The sequence below is a fragment of the Nioella ostreopsis genome (assembly GCF_004000255.1).
GTDB classification, from domain to species: Bacteria; Pseudomonadota; Alphaproteobacteria; order Rhodobacterales; family Rhodobacteraceae; genus Nioella; species Nioella ostreopsis.
In genome coordinates this window covers 60,081-86,835 of record NZ_RCIQ01000003.1, presented here as the reverse complement: position 1 = coordinate 86,835, position 26,755 = coordinate 60,081, and the positions used below count along the sequence as shown (strand labels likewise).

The 26,755-nt window shown below is 64.1% G+C and carries 26 protein-coding genes; 18 read left to right on the top strand and 8 right to left on the bottom strand.

Features of this window, described 5'->3' with window-relative positions:
* Positions 1 to 12: 12 nt before the first annotated feature.
* The 3 genes from EP237_RS04570 to EP237_RS04560 are packed head-to-tail and all read left to right on the top strand — an operon-like array spanning position 13 to position 2,065.
* Positions 13 to 891: a YicC/YloC family endoribonuclease gene (locus EP237_RS04570; protein WP_127558580.1), complete on the top strand. Its 879-nt coding sequence runs from the start codon at positions 13 to 15 to the stop codon at positions 889 to 891.
* Positions 892 to 893: 2 nt separating this feature from the next.
* Positions 894 to 1,547: a guanylate kinase gene (gene gmk, locus EP237_RS04565; protein ID WP_127558578.1), complete on the top strand. Its 654-nt coding sequence runs from the start codon at positions 894 to 896 to the stop codon at positions 1,545 to 1,547.
* Positions 1,544 to 2,065, top strand: coding sequence for a gamma carbonic anhydrase family protein (locus EP237_RS04560; protein WP_127558576.1), 522 nt, complete (start codon positions 1,544 to 1,546; stop codon positions 2,063 to 2,065). The genes gmk and EP237_RS04560 overlap by 4 nt, the downstream gene beginning before the upstream one ends.
* On the opposite strand, the gene EP237_RS04555 is transcribed toward EP237_RS04560, so the two are convergent.
* A complete protein-coding gene (locus EP237_RS04555) occupies positions 2,062 to 2,589 on the bottom strand; it encodes a histidine phosphotransferase family protein (protein WP_164744618.1) in 528 nt (175 codons plus the stop codon). The two genes, EP237_RS04560 and EP237_RS04555, sit on opposite strands and share 4 nt — an antisense overlap.
* 120 nt (positions 2,590 to 2,709) lie before the next feature.
* On the opposite strand from EP237_RS04555, the gene EP237_RS04550 reads away from it, so the two are divergent.
* From EP237_RS04550 to olsA, 3 genes are all read left to right on the top strand, one after another.
* The gene (locus tag EP237_RS04550) at positions 2,710 to 2,889 is read left to right on the top strand and encodes a DUF3553 domain-containing protein (protein WP_071689985.1); all 180 of its coding nucleotides are present in this window, start codon (positions 2,710 to 2,712) and stop codon (positions 2,887 to 2,889) included.
* A 140-nt stretch (positions 2,890 to 3,029) separates the two neighbouring features.
* Positions 3,030 to 3,800: an L-ornithine N(alpha)-acyltransferase gene (olsB, locus tag EP237_RS04545; RefSeq protein ID WP_127558572.1), complete on the top strand. Its 771-nt coding sequence runs from the start codon at positions 3,030 to 3,032 to the stop codon at positions 3,798 to 3,800.
* Positions 3,797 to 4,621 (top strand): lyso-ornithine lipid O-acyltransferase, encoded by an 825-nt coding sequence (gene olsA / locus EP237_RS04540; RefSeq protein WP_420812504.1) that lies wholly within the window; start codon positions 3,797 to 3,799, stop codon positions 4,619 to 4,621. Before olsB ends, olsA begins: the two co-directional genes overlap by 4 nt.
* Here olsA and EP237_RS04535 read toward each other — a convergent pair.
* Positions 4,602 to 5,228: a thiamine phosphate synthase gene (locus tag EP237_RS04535; RefSeq protein WP_127558570.1), complete on the bottom strand. Its 627-nt coding sequence runs from the start codon at positions 5,226 to 5,228 to the stop codon at positions 4,602 to 4,604. The two genes, olsA and EP237_RS04535, sit on opposite strands and share 20 nt — an antisense overlap.
* A 101-nt stretch (positions 5,229 to 5,329) precedes the next feature.
* Here EP237_RS04535 and EP237_RS04530 point away from each other — a divergent pair, with 101 nt between their 5' ends.
* From EP237_RS04530 to EP237_RS04515, 4 genes are all read left to right on the top strand, one after another.
* A complete protein-coding gene (locus tag EP237_RS04530) occupies positions 5,330 to 6,073 on the top strand; it encodes an RNA methyltransferase (protein WP_127558568.1) in 744 nt (247 codons plus the stop codon).
* 81 nt (positions 6,074 to 6,154) lie between these two features.
* Positions 6,155 to 7,288 carry a heme A synthase gene (gene ctaA, locus EP237_RS04525; RefSeq protein ID WP_127558566.1) on the top strand — a complete coding sequence of 378 codons (1,134 nt, stop codon included), beginning with the start codon at positions 6,155 to 6,157 and terminating at the stop codon, positions 7,286 to 7,288.
* 1 nt (position 7,289) lies between these two features.
* Positions 7,290 to 8,762: a carboxypeptidase M32 gene (locus EP237_RS04520; protein ID WP_127558564.1), complete on the top strand. Its 1,473-nt coding sequence runs from the start codon at positions 7,290 to 7,292 to the stop codon at positions 8,760 to 8,762.
* A 1-nt stretch (position 8,763) separates the two neighbouring features.
* Positions 8,764 to 9,954, top strand: a complete 1,191-nt coding sequence (locus EP237_RS04515) for an MFS transporter (protein WP_164744617.1) — start codon at positions 8,764 to 8,766, stop codon at positions 9,952 to 9,954.
* 1 nt (position 9,955) lies between these two features.
* Here the strand turns inward: EP237_RS04515 and EP237_RS04510 are convergent, their stop codons facing one another.
* Positions 9,956 to 10,765, bottom strand: a complete 810-nt coding sequence (locus tag EP237_RS04510) for an enoyl-CoA hydratase (RefSeq protein ID WP_127558560.1) — start codon at positions 10,763 to 10,765, stop codon at positions 9,956 to 9,958.
* Between the two features lie 65 nt (positions 10,766 to 10,830).
* Here EP237_RS04510 and EP237_RS04505 point away from each other — a divergent pair, with 65 nt between their 5' ends.
* Positions 10,831 to 11,253, top strand: coding sequence for a PaaI family thioesterase (locus EP237_RS04505; RefSeq protein ID WP_127558558.1), 423 nt, complete (start codon positions 10,831 to 10,833; stop codon positions 11,251 to 11,253).
* Here EP237_RS04505 and EP237_RS04500 read toward each other — a convergent pair.
* Entirely contained in the window at positions 11,229 to 11,834 is a 606-nt protein-coding gene (locus tag EP237_RS04500; protein WP_127558556.1) for a class I SAM-dependent methyltransferase, read from the bottom strand. The two genes, EP237_RS04505 and EP237_RS04500, sit on opposite strands and share 25 nt — an antisense overlap.
* A 131-nt stretch (positions 11,835 to 11,965) precedes the next feature.
* Here EP237_RS04500 and EP237_RS04495 point away from each other — a divergent pair, with 131 nt between their 5' ends.
* From EP237_RS04495 to EP237_RS04480, 4 genes are all read left to right on the top strand, one after another.
* Positions 11,966 to 14,581: a penicillin-binding protein 1A gene (locus EP237_RS04495; RefSeq protein ID WP_127558554.1), complete on the top strand. Its 2,616-nt coding sequence runs from the start codon at positions 11,966 to 11,968 to the stop codon at positions 14,579 to 14,581.
* Between the two features lie 86 nt (positions 14,582 to 14,667).
* Complete coding sequence (prfB, locus tag EP237_RS04490; protein WP_127558552.1) at positions 14,668 to 15,795, top strand: peptide chain release factor 2; 1,128 nt, start codon at positions 14,668 to 14,670, stop codon at positions 15,793 to 15,795.
* A 158-nt stretch (positions 15,796 to 15,953) separates the two neighbouring features.
* Entirely contained in the window at positions 15,954 to 16,613 is a 660-nt protein-coding gene (locus tag EP237_RS04485; protein ID WP_127558550.1) for a hypothetical protein, read from the top strand.
* Between the two features lie 74 nt (positions 16,614 to 16,687).
* Positions 16,688 to 17,479, top strand: coding sequence for a DUF2189 domain-containing protein (locus EP237_RS04480; protein ID WP_127558548.1), 792 nt, complete (start codon positions 16,688 to 16,690; stop codon positions 17,477 to 17,479).
* A gap of 65 nt (positions 17,480 to 17,544) precedes the next feature.
* Here the strand turns inward: EP237_RS04480 and EP237_RS04475 are convergent, their stop codons facing one another.
* From EP237_RS04475 to EP237_RS04460, 4 genes are all read right to left on the bottom strand, one after another.
* Positions 17,545 to 18,081 carry a bactofilin family protein gene (locus EP237_RS04475; RefSeq protein WP_127558547.1) on the bottom strand — a complete coding sequence of 179 codons (537 nt, stop codon included), beginning with the start codon at positions 18,079 to 18,081 and terminating at the stop codon, positions 17,545 to 17,547.
* A complete protein-coding gene (locus EP237_RS04470) occupies positions 18,071 to 19,411 on the bottom strand; it encodes a M23 family metallopeptidase (RefSeq protein ID WP_127558895.1) in 1,341 nt (446 codons plus the stop codon). The genes EP237_RS04475 and EP237_RS04470 overlap by 11 nt, the downstream gene beginning before the upstream one ends.
* Positions 19,412 to 19,590: 179 nt before the next feature.
* On the bottom strand, positions 19,591 to 20,406 hold the full coding sequence (locus EP237_RS04465) for a ferritin-like domain-containing protein (protein ID WP_127558893.1): 816 nt from the start codon (positions 20,404 to 20,406) through the stop codon (positions 19,591 to 19,593).
* A gap of 20 nt (positions 20,407 to 20,426) precedes the next feature.
* A complete protein-coding gene (locus EP237_RS04460; protein ID WP_127558545.1) occupies positions 20,427 to 20,888 on the bottom strand; it encodes a peroxiredoxin in 462 nt (153 codons plus the stop codon).
* 120 nt (positions 20,889 to 21,008) lie between these two features.
* Here EP237_RS04460 and EP237_RS04455 point away from each other — a divergent pair, with 120 nt between their 5' ends.
* The 3 genes from EP237_RS04455 to EP237_RS04445 all read left to right on the top strand — a co-directional run bounded on the left by EP237_RS04455 (position 21,009) and on the right by EP237_RS04445 (position 26,724).
* On the top strand, positions 21,009 to 24,272 hold the full coding sequence (locus EP237_RS04455; RefSeq protein ID WP_127558543.1) for an AsmA-like C-terminal region-containing protein: 3,264 nt from the start codon (positions 21,009 to 21,011) through the stop codon (positions 24,270 to 24,272).
* A complete protein-coding gene (queA, locus tag EP237_RS04450) occupies positions 24,269 to 25,333 on the top strand; it encodes a tRNA preQ1(34) S-adenosylmethionine ribosyltransferase-isomerase QueA (RefSeq protein WP_127558541.1) in 1,065 nt (354 codons plus the stop codon). Before EP237_RS04455 ends, queA begins: the two co-directional genes overlap by 4 nt.
* Before the next feature lie 89 nt (positions 25,334 to 25,422).
* Complete coding sequence (locus EP237_RS04445) at positions 25,423 to 26,724, top strand: MFS transporter (protein ID WP_127558539.1); 1,302 nt, start codon at positions 25,423 to 25,425, stop codon at positions 26,722 to 26,724.
* Positions 26,725 to 26,755: the final 31 nt, after the last annotated feature.

Here is a 26,755-nt window from a genome sequence, read left to right as displayed (position 1 = left end):
GTGGTTAATTCGATGACAGGATATGCCGCCCGCGATGTGGCCACCGATGGCGTTCTGCGCAGTTGGGAATTGCGCAGCGTCAATGGCCGGGGGCTGGATATGCGGCTCAGATTGCCGGATCGGCTGGGGCGGCTCGATATCGTGCTGCGGGAGCGTTTGAAGAAAGCCATCGCGCGCGGATCGGTGACGCTGAATTTGCGGATCAGCAAGGAAGACGGCGGCGCGGGGACATCCATCGACGAGGCGGCTTTGCTGGCCTCTCTGTCGGCTCTGGCCCATGTGCAGCGCAGAGTCGAGGCGCAGGGCCTGCCCGTCGGCCCCATCGATCCCGCTCGCATCCTGACCCTTCCCGGTGTTCTGGCCAGCGGCGCGGCGGAGGAGAGTTTTCCCCCGGACGAAACCCTGCTGGCGGAGTTCGACGAGCTGCTGGCAGCCTTTCTGGCCTCGCGCGCCGAAGAAGGGGCTGCACTGCGACAGACATTGAGCGACCAGATCGACGCAATGGTCCCCTTGGTCACGCAGGCCGCCGCGCAGGCCGAAGCCCGTAAAGGCACGGCAGCGGACCGGTTGGCGGAAAATTTGCGGAAGATCCTCAACACCGCTGACGGGATGGACCCCGACCGGCTGGCGCAGGAACTCGCCCTTCAGGCGGTCAAATCGGATGTGACCGAAGAGATCGATCGGCTGGCAACCGCCCATATCCCCGCTGCAAAGGCCCTGCTGACGGCTGACGGCCCGGTCGGGCGGCGTTTCGATTTCCTGATGCAGGAGTTTAACCGCGAGGCCAATACGCTCTGTTCCAAATCCAGCGATGCCGCGCTGACCCAGACCGGCCTTGACCTCAAGGTCGCGATTGATCAGATGCGCGAGCAGGTTCAGAACGTGGAGTGACCATGCCCCAGACCGACAACCGCCGCGGCCTTCTCATCATCCTGTCGTCGCCCTCCGGCGCGGGAAAATCGACGCTGGCGAAGCGGCTGATGGAGTGGGACCCGTCCCTGAGCTTCTCCGTCTCTGCCACGACACGCGCGGCGCGACCGGGCGAGGTGGATGGCACAGACTATCATTTTCTCAGCGAAAGCGCCTTCAAGGACATGGTCCGAAATGGCGCGATGCTGGAACATGCCCATGTGTTCGGCAATTTCTACGGCTCGCCCATGGCCCCGGTGAAAGAGGCCATCGACAGCGGCTGCGACGTGCTGTTCGACATCGACTGGCAGGGCGCGCAGCAGATCAAGACCAGTGCCCTGCGCGACCATGTGCTGTCGATTTTCGTGCTGCCGCCCTCTATCGCGGAACTGCGCCGCCGTCTGGTCAGCCGGGGGCAGGACGCGCCCGAGGTGATCCAGAAGCGGATGCAGAAAAGCTGGGACGAGATCAGCCATTGGGATGGCTATGATTACGTGCTGGTCAACGACGATCTGGACGTGACCTTCGAGCGGCTGAAAACCATCGTCAGCGCCGAGCGACTGCGCCAGCCGCAACAGCCGGGGCTGGTGGGTTTCGTGCGCGGGCTGCAGTCCGAATTTCAGGAGGATGAACAGTGATTTACGCCCTCGACGGCATCGCACCCGAGATTGCGGACGAGACCTGGATCGCCCCCGATGCCAATGTGATCGGCCGCGTGGTTCTGGAGGAAGGCGCTTCGGTCTGGTTCGGCTGCACCCTGCGCGGTGACAACGAGGAAATCCGTATTGGTGCGGGATCGAACGTGCAGGAAAACACCGTCATGCATACCGACCCCGGCTGTCCGTTGCAGATCGGGGCAAATTGCACCATCGGCCACAAGGCCATGCTGCACGGTTGCACCATCGGGGATGGCAGCCTGATCGGCATGGGGGCGACGGTTCTGAACGGGGCAAAGATCGGCAAGGGCTGCCTGATTGGGGCCGGTGCGCTTATCACGGAAAACAAGGTGATCCCCGATTTCTCTCTGGTCATGGGCGCGCCGGGCAAGGTGGTGCGGCAGCTTGATGAGGCGGCACAGGCCGGACTTCTGGCCTCGGCCGAGCATTACCGGCAGAATATGCGCCGCTTCCGGGCGGGACTGGTCGCCTTGGGCTAGGCCCGGGTTAGGCTCAGCGTGAATTGCAGCATATCCGGGGACAGTGATAGCCGGGCGCGCCGTCCACTGACTGCGGCTTCCTTGGCCAGCAGGGCGAATTGGACGCGAGAGGGCGGCGGTGACAAGTCAGACGACATCGGCTGATCCAGAACCTGCCAGATCTCCGCGTCGATGGTCAGCTTGCGACCCTCGCCCGAGATGTCCCATTCCTCGCCGGAATACCGGACCGTCAACACGCCCCCAAGCGGAAGAGCTGTCTCGGCGCAGTTGAGCAGCAGGAAAGCCAGCTTCGCGTCCTGCCGGGGCAGCTCTCCCACCACCTGCCACTCCACCGACAGACGACCGCCACCATAGATCGCGGTCAATATCTCGCGCAATTCGCGTTCCGACAGGGTTTCGCCTGTCCGCGCCGCGCCGAAGGCCACGCGGAAGAAGCGGATGCGCGCCATGGCGTCGTCGATGGCCGATCCGATCAGCTCCAGCTCCGGTGTGCGCGGGGCTCCGGACAGGCTGATCAGCTCCATTCCGTTTGAAATCGCTGACAGCGGGTTTACAAGGTCATGGCAAAGCCGCGATCCAACCAGTTCGGCAAGATCCGGCACGGGGAAATCATGGCGATCATCCATCACGAAAGGCCCCCTGAAATGGTCAATGATCTCAACGCGATGCTGGAGCCGGGTATGCTGGTGCGCCACCCCGGCCAACCCGATTGGGGGCTGGGACAGGTGCAATCGAATATCGCGGGCCGGATCACGGTCAATTTCGAGAATGCCGGAAAGGTGGTGATCAATGGCGAACGGGTGGGCCTTGTCATCGAGTTCTGATCTCCTCGGATCGTCTGCCCGGCAACGCTAGCCCGCGTGCGGTTAACAGTTTCCTAACGGGTCGGGGCTTCGAACCCGACGAGGTTGCATTGCCCCGGCCAATCGCTTACCTCGCGCGCAGGTTTCTTGACGGGCGGCCCATGGTGATTGACGACACCCAGCTTGAACTGCGACTGGCCCGAGGCGAGGCCGATCTGAGGCTGGCACAGGCCCTGCGCTACGAGGTGTTCATCCGGGAATTGGGCGGCGATGGCGACCTGGTGGATCACGCAAACGGGCTAGAGGCGGACAGGTTCGATCCGTTCTTCGACCATCTGATGCTGCTGGATCGGTCGCGGCAGGGCAATCAATGCGTCGGCGTCTACCGATTGATGCGAGAAGATCAGGCCGCCGCCGCAGGGCAGTTCTATTGCGACGATGAATATGACCTGACGGTTCTGAAACAGGGCCCGCTCAAGCTGCTGGAACTGGGGCGGTCCTGCGTCCACGCCGAGTATCGCGGCGGCACGGCGATGCTGCATCTGTGGAACGGGCTCGCGGCCTATGTGGAGGATCATGGGATCGACCTGATGTTCGGCGTCGCGTCCTTCCACGGAATCGATGCCGCTGCCTTTGCCGCGCCCTTGTCCTTGCTGCATCACCGCTACCTTGCGCCTGCTGATATCCGCGTTCGCGCGCGTGAGGACAATTTTCAGCGCATGGACCTGATTGCAGAAGCGGACCTGGACCGGGTCGCCGCCGCCCGCGCGATGCCTGCGCTGATCAAAGGCTATCTCAAGATGGGCGGGTTCGTGGGCGAGGGGGCCTATATAGACCGGCCCTTCAACACCACCGATATCTGTCTGTTGATGGATGTGAAACGCGTGTCGCAGAAGCAGTTCGGCCTCTATGCCAAGGGGGCGCGACGGTGACGGTCTGGGATGATGGCGAGATGCCATTGGACAGCCCCGTTACCCTTGCCGGGTGGCTGAGGGTCTGTCGAAGGGGCGTGCCGGTTATCCTGCTGCTTCTGCTCTGTTTTCCCCTGCTTCTAATCCTGCGGGTGCCGGAGAAATGGATCTGGGGCTATCGCCGCCCCATTACCCCATGGATCACACAATTCGTATGTATTTCAACCTGTTGGGTGATGGGGTTGAAGCGGAATGTGAGCGGTGTTCCAAGCCCGCAACGTGGGGCCTATGTGGCCAATCATTCCAGCTGGCTCGACATTTTCGTACTGAACGCGTCCAAACGCATCTACTTCGTTGCCAAGGCCGAGGTGCAGGGCTGGCCCGGCATCGGCTGGCTGGCGCGGGGCACGGGCACGGTGTTCATCCGCCGCGACCGGCGCGAGGCCCGGCGTCAGCAGGACGTGTTCGAGGACCGTCTGCGGGCAGGCCACCACCTGTTGTTTTTCCCCGAAGGCACCAGCACCGACGGCCAACGGGTTCTCCCCTTCAAGACGACCCTTTTCGCGGCCTTCACCACCGAAGCCTTGCGAGATTTCCTGACCGTTCAGCCCATCACCCTGCGCTATCATGCGCCCGAGGGCGAAGACCCGAGGTTCTACGGATGGTGGGGCGATATGGGCTTTGGCTACGGGCTGCTGAAGGTGCTGGCCGTCCGGCGGCAGGGCCGCGTCGACGTGATCTACCACCCGCCGCTGAGAGTCTCGGACTTCCCCGATCGCAAATCCCTGGCGGCAGCCTGCGAAGCGACCGTCCGGCAGGGCTTCACCGAAGCGGGGCGATAAGGGTCTTCAGCGCGGCCAGCGGATCCTCCGCTTTCCAGATCTCCTGCCCGATGGCGAAGAAATCCGTAACCGGGGCCAGTTGCGCCACCAGATCTACGGTCAGCGCACCTTCCGCCACCACCGGCAGCTCGATCATCTGCGACCACCAGGCGAAAAGGTCGTGCTCGGCGCGGGTGCCGTCCCCAAGCGGGCTGTCGCCAACGGGACCGAAGGCGATGTAGTCAGCGCCCACTTCGCCCGCGGTCATGCCTTCATGGGTGGAGGCGCCGCAAAAGGCCCCGACGATGGGATCGGTGCCCAATTCCTTGCGCGCCTTGCGAACGGACCGGGCCGCATCGGTCAGGTGGACGCCGTCAAGGCCGAGCCGTTCGACCATGCCCAGATGTTTCTCGATCACAATGGGCACGTCCCGCTCATGAGCAATGACGCGCAACGCATCGGCGGCGCGGGCCACGTCGTCGGCATCGGAGGAGGCATGGGCCAGCCGCAGGCAGGCAATTTCCATCCCGTCCAGCACGGCGGCAAGCTTCGGCGCGAAGGCGTCGATTTCGAAGGCGGGCGGCGTGATCAGGTAGATCTGCGGCTGCTCGGGGGCGTCCTGGGGCATGGGTCTGTCCTTCGTCTTGGCTGGCGCGGTGATAGCCGGTCGCCGCGCCGGGAACAATGGGGCGCTTGCATCGCGCGGCCCCCGGTTTTATGCGGCAGCCCATGGACAGCAAGCATCCCCAACCCGCCTTCATCCTTGTGCGCCCGCAGATGGGTGAAAACATCGGCGCCGCCGCGCGGGCGATGTGGAATTTCGGGCTGGATCATATGCGGGTGATTGCCCCGCGAGATGGCTGGCCAAATGAACGCGCCGTGGCGCTGGCCAGCGGGGCCGGGCGGCTGCTGGATAATGCGGGGCTGTTTCAAACCACGCAGGAGGCGCTGCGCGACTGCACTTATGTGTTCGCGACCACGGCCCGGCAACGGGGGCTGACGAAACCTATCGTGACACCCGAACGCGCGATGGAACAGGCCCGCGCGATCCATGCGGAGGGCGGCAAGGTGGGCGTGCTGTTCGGTCCCGAACGGGCGGGGCTGGAGAATGAGGATATCGTGCTGGCCAACGCCATCATCTCGGTGCCGGTGAACCCCGATTTCGCCTCGCTCAACCTTGGCCAATGCGTGTTGCTGACCGCCTATGAATGGCGGCGGGCGACGGAAGAGATCGTGGCCGAAGTGATGGAACTGGCCGGAACGGAATTCGCAAGCGGTCTGGAGGTTGAGAAGCTCGGCGACCATTTCGAGGAACGCTTGACTGATGCCGGGTTCTTCTTCCCCGAGGCCAAGGCGGAAAGCATGCGCCTGAACCTGCGCAACATGTGGTCGCGCCTGCCGCTCACGCGCGCGGATGTGCAGACCCTGCACGGCGTCCTGCGCCAGATGGTGCGCTGGAAGGAGCGCGGCTGACCCCGCGACGCATTGCCGTGGCGCTTGATCCTCCCGTGGGGCGGGGCTAGGTCTGTCGGGACGGAAATGGGAGCCCGAGGCATGAGCGGACGCAGTATCTTCGAAGAGGTCACAGAAACCCAGAAACCCGCCGCGACGCCGGGCGCTTTGACGGCGGGCCGGGGCAGGGGGCGTGGATTCGCGCGGATCTGGCTGATGGTGCTCTTCGCGATGGTGGTGGCGATGATCGCCGTGGGCGGGCTGACCCGGCTGACCGATTCCGGCCTGTCGATCACCGAATGGGCTCCGATCTCGGGCGCGGTGCCGCCCCTGAACGAGGCCGATTGGCAATCCGAGTTCGAGGCTTATCAGCAGACCGATGAATACCGGTTGCAAAACGCGGGCATGAGCCTCGCCGAGTTCCAGTACATCTATTGGTGGGAATGGGGTCACCGGCAACTTGGCCGGACCATCGGACTTGTCTGGGCGCTCGGCTTTGCCTTCATGCTGCTGACGAAACGGATGCCAACAGGATGGACTGGACGCTTCCTGCTTCTGGGCGCGCTTGGCGGCGCTCAGGGGGCCATTGGCTGGTGGATGGTCCATTCCGGGCTGCAGGAGGGGATGCTCGACGTGGCCTCCTACCGGCTGGCGACGCATCTGGGGCTGGCCTTCCTGATCCTCGCGCTCATTGCCTGGTATGTGCTGCGCCTCATGCGCGACGAGGCGGAGCTGATGCAGGCCCGCCGCAACATGGACCGCAAGATCAAGGGGATGGTGACGGGGCTGTTGCACCTGTCATTTATCCAGATCCTCCTTGGGGCGCTCGTCGCCGGGATCGACGCGGGCCGCATGTTCCCCGACTGGCCGCTCATGTCCGGGGGCTTTACCCCGCCCGACATGTGGCAGATCGAGCCCCTCTGGCGGAACTTCTTCGAAAACGCGGGCACCGTGCAGTTCATCCACCGGATCGTTGGCTATGTGCTGGTGCTGATGGCGATCGGCATCCTCATGGCCGCCCGCAAATCCGCCAACCGCAGCGTCAAAGGCGCAGCGCAGGTGGCGGCGGGGATGATCTTCGTTCAGGCCACGCTTGGGATCGTCACGGTCATGCATTCCTCGCCCTTGGCGCTGGCGCTTCTGCACCAGTTGGGTGCGGTCGTGACCATCGTTCTCATTCTCCGCGCGCGCTTTACCGCGATGCATCCCCATGCCCAATCCGTGAGAGGGGCCTGACATGTCCGCCTATGACGATCTGATCGCCTACCAGAAAGACACGCAGGCCCTGGCCGAGGTCATGGGCCGGCTTGGCTGGGATCAGGAAACCATGATGCCGCGCGGGGCCGCTGATCAGCGGTCCGAGGAAATGGCGGCGATGGAAAGCGTCCTGCATGCCCGCCGCACCGATCCGCGTGTGGGCGACTGGCTGGCCGGGGCGGAGGCCTCCGATGACGTGGCGCGCGCCAACCTGCGTCTGATCCGCCGGGAATACGACCGCGCCACCAAGGTGCCCGCCGATCTGGCCAAGGCGCTGGCTCGGGCCACGTCGCGCGCGCAGGGCATCTGGGCCGAGGCGCGGGCGACTGAAGACGTGGCGGCCTTCCTGCCGACGCTGGCCGAAATCCTGCGTCTGCGGCGTGAGGAAGCCGCCGCCATCGCCGGTGATGCCGACCCCTATGACGCGCTCTTGCAGGATTATGAACCGGGGATCACCGGCGCCGAGCTGGAGGCGCTCTTTTCCCGTATGCGCCCCCGGCTGGTCGATCTGCGCGGGCGTATCCTGTCCTCGGGCTATGACCCCAAACCGCTGAAGGGGCATTTCCCGGAAGCCGCGCAACTGGCGTTGTCCGCCGAACTGGCGCAGGCCTTCGGCTATGACTTGACCCATGGCCGCATCGACAAGGCGGTGCATCCGTTCAGCTCCGGCTCTGGCCGGGATGTGCGGATCACCACGCGGGTGGATGAGGCGGAGCCCTTCGGCTGTCTCTATTCCACCATCCACGAGGTCGGCCATGCCTGCTATGAGCTGAATATCGACGACGCCTATTTGTTCAGTGCGCTTGGCGGTGGTGTGTCCATGGGCGTGCATGAAAGCCAGAGCCGCTCTTACGAGAACCAGATGGGCCGCAGCCGTGCCTTCACAGGCTGGCTTTACGGCAAGATGACCGAGGCGTTCGGCCCCCTGAATGTTCCTGATGCCGATGCCTTCCACGCCGCTGTGAACCGCGTTCAGTCGGGCTATATCCGCACCGAGGCCGACGAGGTGCACTACAACCTGCATATCCTGCTGCGCTTCGATCTGGAGCGGGCGTTGATCACCGGTGACCTGCAAGTGGCCGATCTTGAAGCCGCCTGGAATGACCGCTTTGCCGCCGATTTCGGTGTGGCGGTCGACAAGCCCTCGAACGGCATGCTGCAGGACGTGCATTGGTCGGTGGGGCTCTTCGGCTATTTCCCGACCTACACGCTTGGCAATGTCTATGCGGGCTGCCTGTTCAAGACCCTGCGCAACGATCTCCCGGATGTGGATGCGCAGATGGCCGAGGGCGACCTGAGCGGCGCAACCGGCTGGATGGCGCAGAACATGCAAACCCATGGCGGGCTTTACGAGCCGCGCGAGGTGGTGGAACGGGCCGCCCGAGCGCCGGTCAGCGAAGCGCCGCTTCTCGACTATCTCGACGCCAAGTTCGGCGCGATCTACGGGGTCTGACATGGACCTGCGGCCAGATCAGGCCGCACGCGGCCCGGCGGTCTGGATGCTGGCCATCGGCCAGACGCTGAGCTACGCCTGCCTCTACTACATTTTCGCAGCCCTCATCCTGAGTTGGGAGGCCGATCTTGGCTGGGACCGGGCCGTGCTGGCCACGGGGCCTTTCCTGTCCATCGTGATTGCCGCAGTGCTGGCCCCCTTTGCGGGACGGCTGGTGGATCTGGGGAAAGGGCCCGAGGCGATGGTGGCGGGCGCGCTGATCGGGGCCGGGGCGCTTGTGGCGCTGGCACTGAGCCAGACCCCGACAGCGTATCTCGCCGCATGGGCCCTGATCGGGCTGGCCCAATCCGTCACGCTCTATGAAACCTGCTTCGCCTTTCTCATTCGCCGCCTTGGACCGCATGCGAGGGCTGCAATCGTTCGCGTCACGCTGGTCGCGGGCTTCGCCTCGACGCTTGCCTTTCCGGCGGGCGCGACGCTCAGCGCCTCGATCGGCTGGCGTGGGGCGGTCTGGGTTGCGGCGGCGGTAATGGCATTCGGCCTGGTGCCACTCTTCGCCATCGCGGGCCGGATGCTGCGCCGGGTGGAGGGCGCGCCGGATACGAGGGAGACCGACAAGGGCGCCTTGGGCCGGGCGTTGAGATCGGTCAGTTTCTGGGTACTGGCCGTCGTCCTGTCGCTTGTCTCGCTCAATCACTGGATGCTGATCAACTACGCGGTGCCGATCTTTGTGGCACAGGGCGCGAACCAGCCGCTGGCGGTGTTCGCGGCCTCGACCGTTGGACCCGCTCAGGTGGCCGGACGACTGGTCCTGATGCGATATGAGGCGCGGATCGGCACGGCGGCAGCCACTCGCATCACCTTTCTGGCCATGGTCGCGGGCACGCTGGCACTGTTTCTGGCGGGGGTGCAGCCCTGGCTGATCTTCGCCTTTACCGCCATTCAGGGCGGCGCAATCGGGGTCATGACCATCCTGCGTCCGGTGCTGATCGCGGAAGCCATGGGACCGGCGGGCTACGGAGCGATTGCGGGCACGATCCAGATCCCGGCCCTGTTGGCGGGCGCGCTGGCCCCGGTTCTGGGCGCGGTCATGCTGGACGGGTTCGGTGTGGCGGGGCTGCTTTTCCTGTCGCTGCTGGTACTTGCGGCCAGCCTGGGCATGCTGGCCGTTCTGTTGCGCAGGATCGGCTGATCTACCCCGGCTGGGTCCAGTCAGGCGCCCGCTTTTCAATGAACGCGTCGATGCCCTCGGCGGTGTCGTCATCGAGCATGTTTTCCACCATCACCGCGCCGGTATAGTCATAGGCCTGGGCGAGGTTCATCTGGATCTGGTCGTAAAACGCCCGCTTGCCGATCCTGACCGCGCTGCCGAGCTTGTCGGCCACGGTCTGCGCCATTTCCATCACCTCATCCTCCAGCCGGTCGGCATGAACGGAGCGGTTGATCAGCCCGAGCGCCTCGGCCCGGTCGGCGCTGATGAACCGGCCGGTGGTCAGCATCTCCATCGCCTGTTTGCGCGGGATATTGCGGGATAGGGCCACCATCGGCGTGGAGCAGAACAACCCGATATTGACTCCGTTCACCCCGAAGCGGGTGTCATCTGCGGCAATCGCCATGTCGCAGGACGCCACCAACTGACAGCCCGCCGCCGTGGCAATGCCGTGAACCTGCGCAATCACGGGCTGAGGAAGACGCGGGATCATCTGCATGATCTCTCCACAGCGGTTGAACAGATCGCCAAACGCCGCCGCGCCCTTGTCGGGGGCCTGCCGCTTGGCGCGCATCTCCTTCAGGTCATGGCCTGCGCAAAACGCCTTGCCGACCCCGCGCAAGACCACAACGCGCTGCGTGTCCGATCCCATCAGATCGGTGAATTCCTCTTTCAGCCGCGCCAGCATCGCATCCGACAGCGCATTCAGCGCGCCGGGCATGTTCAGCGTCAGCCGAGTGATGGGGCCAAGGTCCTCGCGGATAAGAATATCCTGTGACGTAGCGTCCGACATCTGGCCCTCCCTTGCCAATTGCATCCAAGACGCTGAATGCTAGGCCGAAAGAGGGAGGAGGGGCAATGGCACTGGCCATGGACAAATCCGCGCTGTCAACGTTCCTGCAGACGGAATTCGCGCAAGTCGCAGACGACTTCACCATTGAAGAGGTGAGAGAGATGGGCATCCTCGTGCGGCTCAAGGTCGATGAGCGGCACCTGCGGCCCGGCGGCACCGTGTCCGGCCCGTCGATGTTCGCGCTGGCCGATGTCTCGATCTATCTGGCTGTGCTGGCGATGGTCGGTCCCAAGGGACTGGCGGTCACCACGAATATCTCGATGGATTTCATGCGCAAACCCGCCGCTGCGACCGACCTTCTGTGCGATTGCCGCTTGCTGAAACTGGGCAAGACACTGGCCGTGGGCGATTGCCTGATCCGGTCCGACGGCATGGAGGCCCCGGTGGCGCGCGCCTCGATGACCTATGCGATTCCCCCCGACCGCTGAGCCAGCCAGACGGAATGGCCGTGGAATTCCGCATCGTCCGGGCGGAACCACAGCACCTCGAACCCATGCGCGGCGAAGAGTGCGCGATAGGCATCCGGCGACAGGCTGGCATGGATCACCGGCTCCTCCCCGACCTGACCCATGGCTTCGCTGTCCCTTGGCCCTGTGGTCAGCACCAGCCGCGCGCCGGGGGCGGCGTGGGCCTTGAAGACTGGAAACATGGCGCATTGAGCCTTGCGCGACAGGTGAAAGAAACTGTCCCACGCGACTATCACGTCAAATCGCTGGCCCAGTGACAGTCCGCGCATATCGGCGAGAACCGCTCTTGCGTCGGGAAGATTGCCCCGGAAATGGTCCAGCATGCGCTTTGACCCATCCACACCCGTCACGGCACAGCCCTGATCCGTGAACCAGCGGGCAATCGGCAGCCCCGCACCGCAGCCGAGATCCAGAACCGCTGCACCGGTCTGGCCATCCAGGGCGGCCGACAGCGCCCCACGCTCGAACAGCGTCCGGTTGCGCGTGGCGACCCAGTGATCGGCCACCCGGTCATAGGCGGGAAGGATATCGTTGAAGTCCATAGCCCATCCTGCGCGATCCCTGATCCCGCGAAAACCCTTTTGGGCGCGAATTCCCGCCGCTTTCGCGGCGTTGCTTTTGACCCCCCTTGCAGCGCGGCCTATAAGGCAATTGCGCCACAGGAGTCGCGGGCATGATCCGATTCATTTTTTCCTTTTTCGGGGGCATATTCAGCTTCCTGACCAACGGGCTCGTGATGGGCGCGTTGATTGCCGGCGGGGTGATCTTTTCCTTCACCCGCGACCTGCCCGATTACCAGACTTTGCAGCAATACGCGCCCGCCACGATCAGCCGGATCTACAACCGCGATGGCGAGATCATGGATGAATTTGCCGCCGAACGCCGGATCTATGCCTCCTATGATGAGATTCCGCCGGTCGTCGTGCATGCCTTCGTCAGCGCCGAGGACCGCAATTTCTTTGAACATTCCGGCTATGACCCGCGCGCCATTGGCGCCGCCGTGGTCGAGGCGATCCGGTCTCGCGGGCAGGATGTGCGCGGCGCGTCGACGATCACGCAGCAGGTGGTGAAGAACTTCCTTCTCGACGGGTCCCGCCGGATCGAGCGCAAGATCCGAGAGATCATCCTGGCCGCGCGGATCGAACAGACGCTGTCCAAGGAACGGATCATGGAGCTTTATCTCAACGAGATTGAGCTTGGTCAGCGCTCCTTCGGCGTGGCGGCTGCGGCCCAGACCTATTTCAACTCCGACCTTGTCGATCTGCGCCCCGAACAGGCCGCCTATCTGGCGGCGCTGCCGCAATCGGGCGGCACAGCGCTGCATCCGGTGCGCAACTATGAACGCGCCATCAGCCGCCGCAACTACGTGCTGCGGGAGATGTATGAAAACGGCTATCTCTCGATGGAAGAGATGGAAGCCGCGCAGGCCGCACCGCTGGAAACCGTGCAGGGTGGGCATATCGAGCCGTTCCGGGCGCAACTCCCCTCGCGCGATTATTTCTCCGATGAAATCCGCCGCCAGTTGAGCCGCGATTTCGGAACCGAGGGCTTCCTGTCGGGCGGCTATACCGTGCGCGCCACGATGGACGAAAGCCTGCAAGATGCCGCCGCGCAGGCCTTGCGCCGGGCGCTGGAACGCTATGATCGCGACCGGGGCCTGTGGCGCGAGCCGCTGGCCACGATCGACCCCGAGGCGCTGGCCGAGGCGGGCGACGAGGGCTGGCGCGAATTGCTGGCAGAGGTCACCTTCCCCCGCGATGTCGACGGCTGGCATGCCGCCGTGGTGCTGGAAGTGGGCAACACCCATGCTCGCATCGGTATCGAAGGCATCGAGGATGACGAGGACGGCCACTGGATCCCGCCAGAGGATGTGACCTGGGCGCGACCCGTGGATGCCGATGGCAACCGGGGCGATACCGCGCGCAATGCGGGCGATCTGCTGGATGTGGGCGACGTGATCCATGTGCGCGCCATGACCAGTGACAGTGACGGCAGTTTCATCCGCTGGACCCTGCGCCAGATTCCCGAGGTGCAGGGCGGGTTCATGGCGATGGATGTGAATACGGGTCGGGTGCTGGCAATGCAGGGCGGATTTTCCTACCAGTATTCCAGCTTCAACCGCGCCACGCAGGCCACGCGCCAGCCGGGCTCGGTCTTCAAACCCTTTGTCTACGCCTCGGCTTTGGACACCGGCTACAGCCCCAACACCATCGTCATTGACGCCCCGATCGAGGTCGACACGGGCGAGGGGATCTGGCGACCCACCAATGCCTCCAACGAATTCTACGGGCCTGCACCGCTGCGCACCGGGATCGAACGCTCGCGCAACTTGATGACCGTGCGTCTGGCGCAGGATGTGGGGATGGAAACAGTCGCCCGCTACGCGGAACGCTTTGGCGTCTATGATGAATTGCAACCCTATCTGGCCAACTCGCTCGGCTCGCAGGAAACCACGCTTTATCGTGTTGTCGCAGCCTATGCGATGTTCGCCAATGGCGGTGAGCGGGTGGAACCCACGCTGGTTGACCGGGTTCAGGACCGCTTCGGCGCAACCGTCTACCGCCATGATCAGCGCATCTGTCAGGACTGCCTGCTGAGCGAATTGCAGGACGGTCGTGCGCCCCGGATCGTCTCGAACCGCGAACGGGTGATCGACGCGATCACCGCTTATCAGATCACCTCGATGATGCGCGGTGTGGTCCAGCGCGGCACGGCGGCGGGCAGCGTTGGCAATGCCGGGCTCGGTGTGCCGCTGGCTGGCAAGACCGGCACCACCAACGATGCGCGCGACGTGTGGTTCGTCGGTTTCTCCAACACTATTGTTGCGGGCTGCTATATCGGTTTCGACACGCCTCGCAGCCTTGGTCGTGGTGCCTCGGGCGGTGGAATGTGTGGGCCGGTCTTTGCGCAGTTCATGCGCGAGGCGATTGCCGAATATGGTGGCGGAGAATTCGAAGTGCCGCCGGGGGGGCATTTCTATCCGATCGACCGCTATTCCGGCCAGCGGCTGGAATCCGGCGCCTCCGGCCCCGATGTGGTGATGGAATATTTCCGCGACGGGGAAGAACCTTTCTTCGGCATGCTGTCCATTGTCGATGGCGGTTTCGGCATGGGATCGAACCTGCCCATGTTCATTCGCGGACAGGAACCGGGCACCGGCGGCGGCGAAATCGTGGATGGCGATCCGCTGCCCCCGACGGACAGCACCGTGGAAACCTCGACCGGCGGAACCGCGCGGGTGCCGCTTGGCACGGGCTTCGGTGAACTGACCTCCGGCGGGCTCTACTGACCAACCCGGCCCTTGCCCGCTTGCAGCGGCGCGGGGGCTGGTCTACATCCCTGTGACAACCTATTCCTGAGCCGAGCGAGCAGACCATGCGGGCCGAAACCCAAAGCCATATCGAGAAAATCCGCAAATCCCTGACCCTTCTGGGCCAGCGGATGGACCTTGAAACGGCCCCCCACCGGTTGGAGGAATTCAACGCGCGCGTCGAGGACCCGGACCTGTGGAACGACCCGGAAAAGGCGCAGAAGCTGATGCGCGACCGCCAGTTGCTGGTCGACAAGATGGGGACCTACAAGGCCATCGAGACCGGGCTGAACGACAATGTCGAACTGATCGAGCTTGGCGAAATGGAGGACGATCAGGAGGTGATCGCCGAGGCCGAGGCCGCGCTTGCCGATCTGGTCAAGACCGCCGCCGCGAAGGAGCTGGAGGCGCTGCTGGATGGCGAGGCGGACAGCAACGACACCTTCCTCGAAATCAACTCCGGCGCGGGCGGCACTGAAAGCTGTGACTGGGCGTCCATTCTGGCGCGGATGTATGTCCGTTGGGCCGAGAAGAAGGGCTATGACGTCGAGTTGCAATCCGAGAGTGCGGGCGAAGAGGCGGGCATCAAATCCGCGACCTACAAGATCTCCGGCCACAACGCCTATGGCTGGCTGAAATCGGAATCGGGCGTGCATCGTCTGGTGCGGATTTCGCCCTATGACAGCGCCGCGCGGCGGCACACCTCCTTCAGCTCGGTCTGGGTTTACCCGGTCGTTGACGACAATATCGAGATCGAGGTGAACCCCTCTGACATTCGCATCGACACCTACCGGTCCTCCGGCGCGGGCGGTCAGCACGTCAACACCACGGACTCGGCGGTGCGGATCACCCACATTCCCACGGGCATCGTCGTGACCAGTTCCGAGAAATCGCAGCACCAGAACCGCGACATCGCCATGAAGGCGCTGAAATCGCGGCTCTACCAGCAGGAGCTGGACCGCCGCAACGCCGCCATCAACGAGGCGCATGAGAACAAGGGCGATGCGGGCTGGGGCAACCAGATCCGCTCCTATGTTCTGCAACCCTACCAGATGGTGAAGGACCTGCGTACGGGGTTTGAAACCTCAGACACGCAAGGCGTTCTGGACGGCGATCTCGACGGGCTGATGGCGAGCGTGCTGGCCATGGACGTATCTGGCAAGACCCGCGCACAGGCGCAGGCCGAGGACTGAGCGATCAAGGCCAGGGGTTGACGCACCCTCCTTGTGATGGGTGGCCCAGGTACCCTATTCTCGTGTCTGGTGCTTTGATCATTGGCTGAGTCATGTCCCGGTTTTTCCGCCGTCTCCTTCTGATTTCATCTGTATCTTTCGGGCTGATCCTTTTGGGGATGACGCTGTTCCTGCCGCCCGCAGCGGCATGGCTTTGCCCGGCCTGCTATGGGTTTGAGCGGATCGCCCCCTCTGTCTATCTGGAACGAGACGCGTCCGAAGCCGAAACATCGCGCATGCTGGACATGATCGGCGCGGCACAGGCCCGGGTCGAGACCGTCCTTGGGCCCTTGCAGGCCGAACCTGACATCCTGATCTGTCACAGCGCCCAATGCGATGCCCGCCTTGACGGGCGGGGGGCCTGGGCGCGTGCCTTTGGGGCGGTGTTCATCCTCGTCAGTCCGCCGGGACGAAATGTCGAAATCCTCAGCCATGAACTGGCCCATATCGCGATTCACCGCAGAATCGGCCCCTGGGCGCAGATGCAGAATGCCCTGCCAGCCTGGTTTGACGAAGGTCTGGCGGTCATCCTGTCACGCGACATGCGCTATCTGACAGAGGCCGAAGACGGCACGCTTGGATGCCTGATATCGTCCGATGGTAGCCTGCCGGAGCTTGCCCGCGACTGGCGGCGCCGGGCAGGGGAGGAGTTTGCCACCCTCTACCCGATGGCGGCCTGCGAGGTTCTGGGCTGGCTTGAAAGTTACGGGGGCATGGACGCGGTCGGCCCGGCCCTGGCACTGGTTCGCAGCGGCGCGCCCTTCCCGGCAACGGAGTAGAGCCGGAGAGATCAGATTTCCCTTGGCATGGTCAAGCATCCTCCCGTAGCATTTTGGCGAGGGAGGATTTCGTGATGAGTGACATTAGCCAGGCCTTGCCCGCCGCCTCGAAAGTGCCGGAGGTCCGGGATATGGAAATGGGCGATATCGCCTATGCCTTGAAAGCCGGGTGGCAGGATTTTCGCCGCAAGCCGATGATGGGGCTCTTCTTTGCCCATATCTACGTGATCGGCGGCTGGCTGCTCTATATTCTTTTCTTCGTGACGGAACAGATCTGGCTGTCGCTGCCCATCACCGTGGGCTTTCCGCTGATCGCGCCGTTTCTGGCCGTGGGGCTCTACGAGGTGTCGCGCCGGCTGGAACAGCGCGAGACCGATTTCCGCCGCAATGACATCTTCGGCGTCGTCTGGCGTCAGCGCCTGCGGCAATTGCCGCTGATGTCCTGGGTGATCATCGTCTATTTCCTGTTCTGGTCCTTCTTCGCGCATATGCTGTTCGCGCTGTTCATGGGGCCGTCGGTTCTGATGAATGTCAGCTCCAGCTACGCCTATCTTCTGCAACCCGAGGGTCTGGTGATGCTGCTGGTCGGCACCGCATTCGGGGCGGCGTTCGCCTTTGTGCTGTTCTGCCTGACCGCGATTTCGCTGCCGCTGCTGCTGGACAAGGAACTGGATTTCGTCACCGCCATGCTGACCTCGATCGCGGTCGTCAAACGCAATCCCAAGGTCATGATCGCCTGGGGTCTGACCATTTCGGTGCTGACCTTCGCGGCGATGATCCCGGCCCTATTGGGCCTGTTCATCGCGCTGCCGGTTCTGGGCCATGCCAGCTGGCACATCTACCGCCGGGCCTTGGATCACGGCTGAGACGCTTATACGAAAACGGCCCCGAAAGATCGGGGCCGCCATGAACTGTCGTTAGCCGGAAAGGATCAGGCTTCTGCCGTGCCGTTGCTGGCGGCGGGCTTGGGCGCCGCCGAGGCCGGGGCAGGGCGCTTGGCGCCGCCATTGGACAGCGGGTCTTCCTGACGCTGAACAGAGCCTTCGAAATGCGCGCCGCTTTCGATGGCGATGGTCTTGTGGATGATGTCGCCCTCGACCTTCGCGGTCGCGGTCAGGCGCACTTTCAGGCCACGGACACGGCCCACGACGCGGCCCGTCACGACAATGTCGTCGGCAACGATCTCGCCCTCGATGGTGGCGCCTTCGCCAACCGTCAGCAGATGCGCGCGGATATCGCCATGCACGGTGCCTTCCACCTGGATGTCACCAGTGGTGCGCAGATTGCCGGTGATCGTCAGGTCAGAGCTGAGCAAGGATGCGGGCGGTTTGGGCTTGTTCGAGGTAAGGGGCATTGAGCTTTTGTCCGAGGATCCTGCCTTGGGGGCATCCGCCCCGGTTTCGGGTTTGCTATCAGCGGCGCCAGCCTGTTTGGGACCGGGTTCATTGATTTTTGACTTAGAAAACATCTCTACCTGCCGTGATGTAGTTCATGGGGTTTCGGGGCGTATCACCGGTGCGAACCTCATAGTGGAGATGGGGCCCCGTCGACCGTCCGGTGCTTCCCATATCACCTATGCGATCCCCGCGCGAGACCCTTTGGCCCTCGGTGACGCGGATGCGCGACAAATGGGCATAGCGGGTCTCGAACCCGAAGGCATGCTGGATGACGATGATATTGCCATAGCCGCTCTGCCGTCCGGCGAAGCTGACAACGCCGTCGCCGGTGGCGTGAATCGGGGTGCCGGTGGGGCCGGCCATGTCGACGCCGGAATGCAGACGGCTGCCGCCATTGAAGGGATCCCGCCGGTAGCCAAAGGGAGAGCTCAGCCGGTAGCTCGCAAAGACGGGCCGGGAAAAAGGCAATCTTTCCGCGACCATACGGTGAAGGTTGAGGTTGTCGAGCTGTGCCAGAACCTCGTTGGCGCGCAGCGAGGCGGAATCCGGGTCTTCGCCGCGCGTCGACATGGTGATCGGCATCAGCGGCCCACCCTGGCCGTCATAGCTGGCGCGCATCTGGTTCACCAGATCCTCGGTCGACAGACCCGCGGCCGAGAACATCCGGTCAAGCGGCGCCATCGACATTTCCACAGCGTCTTCAAGCTGCGCGAAAATCCGCTCGTTACGTTCATCGGCGAGGGCCTGGGTGAATTCAAGCTCGTCGATTTCCGCTTCGGCATCTTCCGCGATCTCGACCGCGTCGTCGCGCTGATCGGCGGCGCGGGCAAGCGCCATGGTCAGGTATTCCAGCGTCCGTTCCAGTTCCCGCTGCCGACCGGCGGCGGTCTGGACCGAGCCGTTTTCGGCCTCGATCTCGGCCAGCAGGGCGGCGGTCTGTGCGCGGGCTTCGTCGCGTTCCGTCATGACCCGGCGCAGCGTGGTCTGGATCACCTCGACCGCGGTTTCCAGCTCGCGGCGGCGTTCCTCGGATGCCAGCAGCCGTGACTGCATCGCCGAGACCTCGCCCATGGCGACCGAGAACCGTTCCTGGCTGGCCTGCGCTTCCGACGCGCGCGCATCGCGTTCGAGGGACATGGCATTGAGGCGCTGTTCATAGGCAACCTGCGCACGCTCTGCCTGTTCGCGGACTCCGCCCGCGCTGATGGAATCGATCAGGAAGATGGCCGTGACGATCACCGTCCAGCCAACGAAAAGCGAGCTCCCCGTCAGCATGATCGCCTGAGTGGCAGGCCGCAGACGCACATAGCGCATGCCCTGGTCTGATTTCAGGAAAAGCCGCTGTTCCGGCAAATACCGTTCGAGCGCGCCGTTGAAACGGTCGGTCAGGCGTGTCTTCACGTCGCTGTGCCCCATTACCCTTGTCATTGCCGGATGTGCCGTCCTGTCCCCACAATCGCCACACCGGTAAGACAGGGATTAGGGGAAAGCCGGGCTTTGCTCAAACCTTTTTCTGCCTACCTGTGGATAAACGGGCTTTTTCGCCGAAATGTTGGCGAGATTTCGCGCATTCCACCGGGTCAGTTTACCGACCCCGTTTCCGACAGGGGCCAGTAGAAATCGGGTGGCAAACCGGCCTCGGCGCGTTTTTCCTCGTTGAACGGGGGTTTCAATGCCCCGTGGAAATAGGTTTTCACAAGCCGGTGAAATTCGTCCTTCGGGTCGATATCGGCACGGCCGCAGAGGAAGTGGAACCACTTGGACCCGTAGGCCACATGGTGGACCTCTTCCGCATAGATGACTTCCAACGCCTCGACGGCCTGCCGGGCCGCGTCATCTCCTGCCTTGCGGAAGACCTCGATCATGCCCGGCGTCACGTCCAGTCCGCGCGCTTCCAGCACCATGGGCACAACGGCAAGCCGGCCCATGATATCCTCTGCCGTGTCTTCCGCCGCGCGCCACATGCCCGCATGGGCGGCAAGGTCGCCATAATGGCTGCCCATGGTTTCCAGGCAGGCACTGACCAGTTGGAAATGCTTCGACTCCTCATCTGCCGATTTCACCCAGTCGTCAAAGAAGCCAATCGGCATTTTCACCCGTCCCCCGAACCGCGCGATGATGTCCCAATGCAGGTCGACGGCATTCAGCTCGATATGGGCGACCGCATGCAGCAGCGCCTTGCGCCCCTCGGGGCTGCCGGGGCGGCGGCGGGGCACGTCGCGCGGGTCGAGCAGGGCGGGCCTTTCGGGTCGGGAAGGGCGCAGGGGCGGCGTGGCGCTGCCAATCTCGATCTCGGGCGCCTCGCCCCTGCGGGCGGCAAACCAACGGGCCGCGTAACGACGGCTGAGATCGGTCTTGTCCCGCGCATCGGCGGTTTCCAGAACCGCCGTCGCCATTTCGGTCAGCGACAGGGAGGTCACAGCGCCTTCACCGCCTCCAGCACCTCGGCCGCATGGCCCGTGACCTTCACCTTGGGCCAGACGCGGACCACGACGCCCTCAGCATCAATCAGCACTGTCGAGCGCTGGATGCCCATGCTCTTCTTGCCATACATGTTCTTTTCGACCCAGGTGCCATAGGTCTCGCACAGGTCCCCCTCGGCATCCGAGACCAGGATCACGCCCAGATCATGCTTGGCGATGAATTTCTCGTGCTTGGCGACAGTGTCCTTGGACACGCCGATCACCGTGGCCCCGGCGGCGGTGAAGTCGGGCAGCATGGCGGTGAAGTCATTGGCTTCCGTGGTGCAGCCGGGCGTGTCGTCACGCGGATAGAAATACAGCACGACCGGGCCGCCCTTCAGCGAAGACAGGGTGACATCGGCCCCGCCATCGCGGGGAAGGGTGAAATCCGGGGCGGTCTGGCCTGCTTCGATCATGGGATGCTCCTTGCTATCGGCGGGAATCTGCTATCGGCGGTTTGCAAGCTAGGATAAATCCGGCGAAGATAAACCCTGAAACCGACCGAAATCCTCCGGCAGATCGAGCGCGCAGAACTCATGTCAGACACCGGCCCAGACCCAGAGCCGCGCCGCCTCAGGCGACGAGGCCCGCTGCGCTGGATCCTGCGTGGACTGGCGCTGCTGGTCCTGCTTCTGGCGGCCGGTATCCTGTTTCTGGCCTTTCCGCCGAATGGACGCGCAGTGCCGTTGCCCGAATGGTCGCGCGCTAGGATCGAAGCGGCGCTGGATGCCTCTATGCCCGGCGGGCAGATCACCGTGGGCGAGATTGGCCTGTCGCTGTCACGCGGCACCTTGCAGCCGCGAATCCGCTTCACCGAAATGCAGCTCAGCGACGGGGATCGCCCGCGCGTTGTCTTCCCGGTGCTACAGGTGGAACTGGACCGCGCTGCCGCCCTGCGCGGCGAGCTGCGTCCACGCCAGGTTTCGGTCGGGGGGGCGGGACTGCGCATCCGGCGCGACGAGGATGGCAGCTTCGATCTTGCCTTCACCGGGGCGGAAACAAGCGAGGCCCGCGACCTGTCCCAGACCCTTGCGGGCATTGACCGGATGTTTCAGCAGACGGTGTTTTCCCGGCTGATCAGGGTGGTCGGGGAAGACATCACGCTGGTGATCGACGACATGCGCAGCGGCGACACCACGCGGATCACCGGCGCCACCCTTGCCCTTGTGCCCGAAGGCGAGGCGCTGGTCCTGTCGGTGGCCGGGCAACTGGACGGCAGCGATGGCGGTGCGATCGAGCTGACCTTCACCCGTCGCGCCGAACTGGGAGAGACCGAATTCACCGGCGCGTTCAGCAATCTGCAAAGCGCCGATATCGCCCGCGTCTCGGACGCGCTGACTTGGCTGACCCTGGTCGAGGCCCCGATGTCCGGGCGGCTGTCCACGGTTCTGTTCGATGACGCCTCGGTCGGCACCCTGTCGGGAACGCTGGCGGTCGGTGCGGGCCATGTGTCCCCCGGCGGGGCTGTCGATCCCTTGCCCCTGAACAGCCTGAACCTGTCCTTCGACTATAATGCCGGCGACGCCCGCATGTGGATCGAGGAATTCACAGTCGACGCCCCGGCACTATCGGCCCGGATCACCGGTCATGCCACGCTGCTGGATGGACCGGTCTATGTGTCTCAGCTGCAGCTCAGCCAGATCACCGCCGATCCGCCGGGCCTGTTCGAGGCACCCGTCAGCTTTGCGGGTGGCGCGCTCGACATGCGGTTGCAGCTGTTTCCCTTCGTTGCCATGGATTTTGGGCAGGCGGTGCTCTTTGACGAGGGGCTGCACCTGACCGCGCGTGGCCGCGTCGCGGCGCAGGAGGCGGGGCTGGCGGTTCGACTGGATGCCGAGATCCCCCAGCTCGACGCGCAGCGGGTGGTGCCGCTCTGGCCGGTGGCGCAAATCCCCAATACTCGCGAGTGGCTGACCGAGAATGTCATTTCCGGCAGTCTGGGAAATATCCACGCCGCGCTGCGCATCGCACCGGAAACCGACCCGCAATTCGGTCTGACCTTCGATTTCGAAGGGGCCGAGGTCCGCGCCATACGCGACATGGCCCCGATCCAGCAGGGACGCGGCTATATGGATATTTCGCGCAACGTCCTGTCCTTGGCGCTGCATGAGGGCCATGTCACCGCACCCAATGGCGGGCGGCTGGATCTCGCGGGCAGTCTGATGCGCATCGACGACACCCGCGTTGCCTATTCTCCGGCCAGTTTCGATCTGCAGATCGGCGGGCCGATTTCGTCGGTCCTGACACTGATCGGGGCCGATCCCTTCAACCTGCTCGATCAGTTTCCCTATGATCCCGGTATGGTCGCCAGCGGTCGGGCCGATCTGGACGTGTCACTGGCCATGGAGATGCGGCCGCGGATCATGCCGCAGGATGTGACGTTCCAGATCGGTGGCACCCTGCGCAATGTCCGCTCCGACCAGTTCGTGCCCGGACGGGAATTGCGGGCCGCCGCGCTGAACATCACCGCCGACAATGACACCCTCGCCATTGGTGGGCCTGCCCGGTTGGACGGGCTGCACGCCAATGCCACCTGGCGTCGGGCGCTTGGGCCAGACAGCACCCCGGCCAGCACCGTGCGCGGCACCGCGACCCTGACGCCGGAGGCCCTGACGGAGTTCGGGGTGATCCTGCCGGACGGCATGCTGCGCGGGCAGGGCGAGGCGCGGTTCGACCTCGCGCTTGACCGGGGTGAACCGCCGCGCCTGTCCGTCAGCTCCGATCTGGCCGGGTTGGCGCTGAGCGTCCCGTCGCTCGGTTGGTCCCTGCCCACAGGCAGCACCGGCCGGTTGGAGGCCGATCTGATCCTGGGCGACGCGCCGGATGTTCCGAGACTGGAGATTGCGGGCAACGGGTTGACGCTGGCGGGGTCCGTGCAGATCAGCGATGAACAGCAGTTCGAGCGGCTGGAAATCACCCGCCTGTCGCTGTCCGACTGGCTCGACATCAGCGGCGCGCTGGTCTCCCGGGGCGCGGGGCGCACGCCGCAGATCAATGTCACGGGCGGCACGGTGGACCTGCGCGGCCTGCCCTCGGGTGGTGCGGGAACCGGACAGGCCCTGCCGCTCAATATCCTGCTCGACCGGCTGGAGATCACCGACAGCATCTTCCTGACCAATCTGCGCACGGAATTGTCAGGCACCCCGGTGAGCGGCGATTTTCGCGGGTTGATGGGGGGCGCGGTGCCGGTCAGCGGCACTGTGCTGAGCGAGGCAAACGGCACCGCCCTGCGCCTGCGCTCTGACGATGGTGGCGCGGTGCTGCGCGCGGCGGGCATTTATCAGAACGCCTATGGCGGCGCGATGGACCTGATCCTGCGGCCGCGCGCGGGAGAGGGCAACTATTCCGGCCTACTGACCATCGACAACCCCCGCTTGCGCCACGCGCCCGCCTTTGCCGAACTGCTCTCTGCCATTTCCGTCGTGGGACTTCTGGAACAGATGGTGACCGGCGAAGGCATCGGCCTGGGCGAGGTGCGCGCGGCCTTCACCCTGTCGCCGGACGCGCTTGCGATCCAGGAGGGTACGGCGCTCGGCCCGTCGATGGGGCTGTCTCTGGACGGCACCTATGATTTGCGTGCGCGCTACTATGATTTCGAGGGTGTCGTGTCGCCTTTATATATGGTCAACGGACTCGTGGGCGGGTTATTCAGCCCGCGCCGCGAGGGGTTGTTCGGCTTCACCTACCGCCTGACGGGCACGCCCGAGGACAGCAGCGTGTCGGTCAACCCGCTTTCGGTGCTCACCCCCGGCATCTTCCGGGAAATCTTTCGCCGCCCGCCACCGGAGCCCGCTGAATGACCCTCGACGATTTCGATTTCGACCTGCCCGAGGGGCTGATCGCGACCCGCCCCGCCAAGCCCCGATCCTCGGCGCGGCTGCTGCATGTCGCAGGCAATCTTATGCAAGATCTTCGCGTCTCGGATCTGCCAGACCTGCTGCGCGACGGGGATCGGCTGATCCTGAACGACACCAAGGTGATCCCGGCGCGACTGTTCGGGCAGCGCTGGCGCGACAGCCAGCAAGGGCTCGTATCTGCCAAGATCGAGGTCACGCTTCTGGAACCGCAGGCCGATGGCAGCTGGTCGGCACTGGCCAAGCCCCTGCGCAAGCTGGCGCTCGGCGAGATGGTGAATTTCAGCGATGATCTGTCGGCCGAGGTGGTGGCGCTGGAGGGCGGCCTGCGCCTGCGTTTCAACCTGTCGGGCACCGATTTCGACGCGGCGTTGAACGAGGCAGGCGCGATGCCCTTGCCGCCCTATATCGCCGCCAAACGCCCTGCCGATGCGCAGGACAAGCAAGACTATCAGACGATCTGGGCCCGCAATCAGGGTGCCGTCGCGGCCCCCACAGCCTCACTTCATTTCGACGAGGCGCTGATCGAGGCGCTGAAGGCCAGGGGCATTCAGTTCACCTTCGTCACCTTGCATGTGGGCGCGGGCACCTTCCTGCCGGTGACGGTCGAGGATGTCACCACCCACAGGATGCACGCCGAATGGGGCGAAGTGACAGACCGGGCCGCCACCGAGATCAACGCAACCCGCGCCGCTGGCGGGCGCATCATCCCCGTGGGCACCACCGCGCTGCGCCTCATTGAGACCGCCGCTACCGAGGATGGCACCATGCAGCCCTGGCAGGGCGATACCGACATCTTCATCTACCCCGGCTACCGCTGGAAAATCACCGACGGGCTGATGACCAATTTCCATCTGCCAAAGTCCACATTGCTGATGCTGGTCTCGGCGCTGATGGGGTTTGATCTTGTAAAAGATGTCTACGCCCATGCCGTTGCTGAAAAGTACCGATTCTTCTCTTATGGGGATGCGTCGCTACTTTTCCCGGAAAATGCCGCAAAAGGTTGATAGCCTGACCGGATAACGTCGCTTTCTGGCGGTGTTGGCGCATCCAGCACTGTCATACACGACAGAACGACGAGCGGTGGAGCAGCGCCATGAAACAGGTCATCGCAAGTGCGTGGGCCATTCTTCTCGGGTTGATGCTCTTGCAGGTTGGCAACTCTCTGCAGGGCTCTCTGATGGGTGTGCGCGGGGGGATCGAAGGCTTTACCACCTACCAGCTGTCGCTGATCGCCTCTGCCTATTTCCTCGGCTTCCTTGGCGGATCGCGGCTGGCCCCCTACATGATCCGCCGTGTGGGCCATGTGCGGGTCTTCGCGGCACTCGGGTCTTTCATTTCGGCGGCGCTGATCCTCTATCCGGTCCTGACAGATGCTTACGCGTGGATGGTTCTGCGGGTGATCATCGGCTTTTCGCTGTCGGGCGTCTATGTCACCGCCGAAAGCTGGCTCAACAACTCCGCCACCAATGAAACGCGCGGGCAGGCGCTGTCGGCCTATATGATGGTGCAGATGGTCGGGCTGGTGCTGGGGCAGGGGTTGCTGAACTTCGGCGATCCCTCGGGCTTCGTTCTGTTCATCATTCCCTCGGTGCTGGTCTCGCTGTCCTTCGCGCCGATCCTGCTGGCGGTGGCCCCCACGCCCGCCTTCGAGACCACGCGCCCGATGAGCCTTGGGCAGCTCTACCGCAATTCGCCGCTCGGCTTTGTCGGCATGATCCTGATGGGCTTCGTCTTCTCGGCGCAGTTCGGCATGTCCGCCGTTTATGCGACTCAGGCGGGCATGAGCGTGCGCGAGATCTCGATGATGGTGTCGGCCTTCTTCATCGGCGGCATCGTCTTCCAGTATCCGATCGGCTGGCTGTCGGACAAGATGGACCGCCGGGTTCTGATCTTCTTCGTGGCGCTGGCCGGGGCCTTTTCCGCGCTGATCGGGTTCCTGTTTGAAAGCACATTCGAGGCGGTGCTGCTATCGGCGCTGCTGACCGGCGGGCTGGCGCAGCCCATGTATGCGCTGCTGATCGCCTACACCAACGATTATCTGGAGATTCAGGACATGGCCGCCGCATCCGGCGGGCTGATCTTCATCAACGGGCTTGGCGCCATCGCCGGTCCGCCCGCCGTCGGCTGGCTGATGGGGATGACCGGGCCCAGGGGTTTCTGGTTGTTCCTTGCGATCACCCTCGCCATCATGGCCGTCTATAGCGGCTGGCGGATGACACGGCGCCAGTCGGCCTATGCGGCCGAGGCCGAAGACTACGACGCGGTGCCCTACACGCCGATCATGCCGACCGCATCCATGGTCGCCGTGGAAACCGCGCAGGAACTTTATGCCGAAGCCTCGGAAGAAATGGCCGAGGACGGCGACACAAGGGAGGAGAGGCCCACGGGCACATAGGCCCGGGGTTTTGAGGCAGAAGGAAGGAGTG

What these genes read in the sequence shown, in the direction of transcription:
- EP237_RS04510 (WP_127558560.1), bottom strand. Translation starts at nt 10,765, where the DNA reads ATGTCGGACGCTACGTCACAGGATATTCTTATCCGCGAGGACCTTGGC.
- EP237_RS04550 (WP_071689985.1), top strand. Translation starts at nt 2,710, where the DNA reads ATGGTCAATGATCTCAACGCGATGCTGGAGCCGGGTATGCTGGTGCGC.
- EP237_RS04505 (WP_127558558.1), top strand. Translation starts at nt 10,831, where the DNA reads ATGGCACTGGCCATGGACAAATCCGCGCTGTCAACGTTCCTGCAGACG.
- EP237_RS04500 (WP_127558556.1), bottom strand. Translation starts at nt 11,834, where the DNA reads ATGGACTTCAACGATATCCTTCCCGCCTATGACCGGGTGGCCGATCAC.
- EP237_RS04530 (WP_127558568.1), top strand. Translation starts at nt 5,330, where the DNA reads ATGGACAGCAAGCATCCCCAACCCGCCTTCATCCTTGTGCGCCCGCAG.
- EP237_RS04570 (WP_127558580.1), top strand. Translation starts at nt 13, where the DNA reads ATGACAGGATATGCCGCCCGCGATGTGGCCACCGATGGCGTTCTGCGC.
- EP237_RS04515 (WP_164744617.1), top strand. Translation starts at nt 8,764, where the DNA reads ATGGACCTGCGGCCAGATCAGGCCGCACGCGGCCCGGCGGTCTGGATG.
- EP237_RS04480 (WP_127558548.1), top strand. Translation starts at nt 16,688, where the DNA reads ATGAGTGACATTAGCCAGGCCTTGCCCGCCGCCTCGAAAGTGCCGGAG.
- EP237_RS04485 (WP_127558550.1), top strand. Translation starts at nt 15,954, where the DNA reads ATGACGCTGTTCCTGCCGCCCGCAGCGGCATGGCTTTGCCCGGCCTGC.
- EP237_RS04465 (WP_127558893.1), bottom strand. Translation starts at nt 20,406, where the DNA reads ATGGCGACGGCGGTTCTGGAAACCGCCGATGCGCGGGACAAGACCGAT.
- olsB (WP_127558572.1), top strand. Translation starts at nt 3,030, where the DNA reads ATGGTGATTGACGACACCCAGCTTGAACTGCGACTGGCCCGAGGCGAG.
- EP237_RS04535 (WP_127558570.1), bottom strand. Translation starts at nt 5,228, where the DNA reads ATGCCCCAGGACGCCCCCGAGCAGCCGCAGATCTACCTGATCACGCCG.
- EP237_RS04475 (WP_127558547.1), bottom strand. Translation starts at nt 18,081, where the DNA reads ATGTTTTCTAAGTCAAAAATCAATGAACCCGGTCCCAAACAGGCTGGC.
- EP237_RS04445 (WP_127558539.1), top strand. Translation starts at nt 25,423, where the DNA reads ATGAAACAGGTCATCGCAAGTGCGTGGGCCATTCTTCTCGGGTTGATG.
- prfB (WP_127558552.1), top strand. Translation starts at nt 14,668, where the DNA reads ATGCGGGCCGAAACCCAAAGCCATATCGAGAAAATCCGCAAATCCCTG.
- EP237_RS04555 (WP_164744618.1), bottom strand. Translation starts at nt 2,589, where the DNA reads ATGGAGCTGATCAGCCTGTCCGGAGCCCCGCGCACACCGGAGCTGGAG.
- EP237_RS04495 (WP_127558554.1), top strand. Translation starts at nt 11,966, where the DNA reads ATGATCCGATTCATTTTTTCCTTTTTCGGGGGCATATTCAGCTTCCTG.
- queA (WP_127558541.1), top strand. Translation starts at nt 24,269, where the DNA reads ATGACCCTCGACGATTTCGATTTCGACCTGCCCGAGGGGCTGATCGCG.
- EP237_RS04520 (WP_127558564.1), top strand. Translation starts at nt 7,290, where the DNA reads ATGTCCGCCTATGACGATCTGATCGCCTACCAGAAAGACACGCAGGCC.
- gmk (WP_127558578.1), top strand. Translation starts at nt 894, where the DNA reads ATGCCCCAGACCGACAACCGCCGCGGCCTTCTCATCATCCTGTCGTCG.
- ctaA (WP_127558566.1), top strand. Translation starts at nt 6,155, where the DNA reads ATGAGCGGACGCAGTATCTTCGAAGAGGTCACAGAAACCCAGAAACCC.
- EP237_RS04455 (WP_127558543.1), top strand. Translation starts at nt 21,009, where the DNA reads ATGTCAGACACCGGCCCAGACCCAGAGCCGCGCCGCCTCAGGCGACGA.
- EP237_RS04460 (WP_127558545.1), bottom strand. Translation starts at nt 20,888, where the DNA reads ATGATCGAAGCAGGCCAGACCGCCCCGGATTTCACCCTTCCCCGCGAT.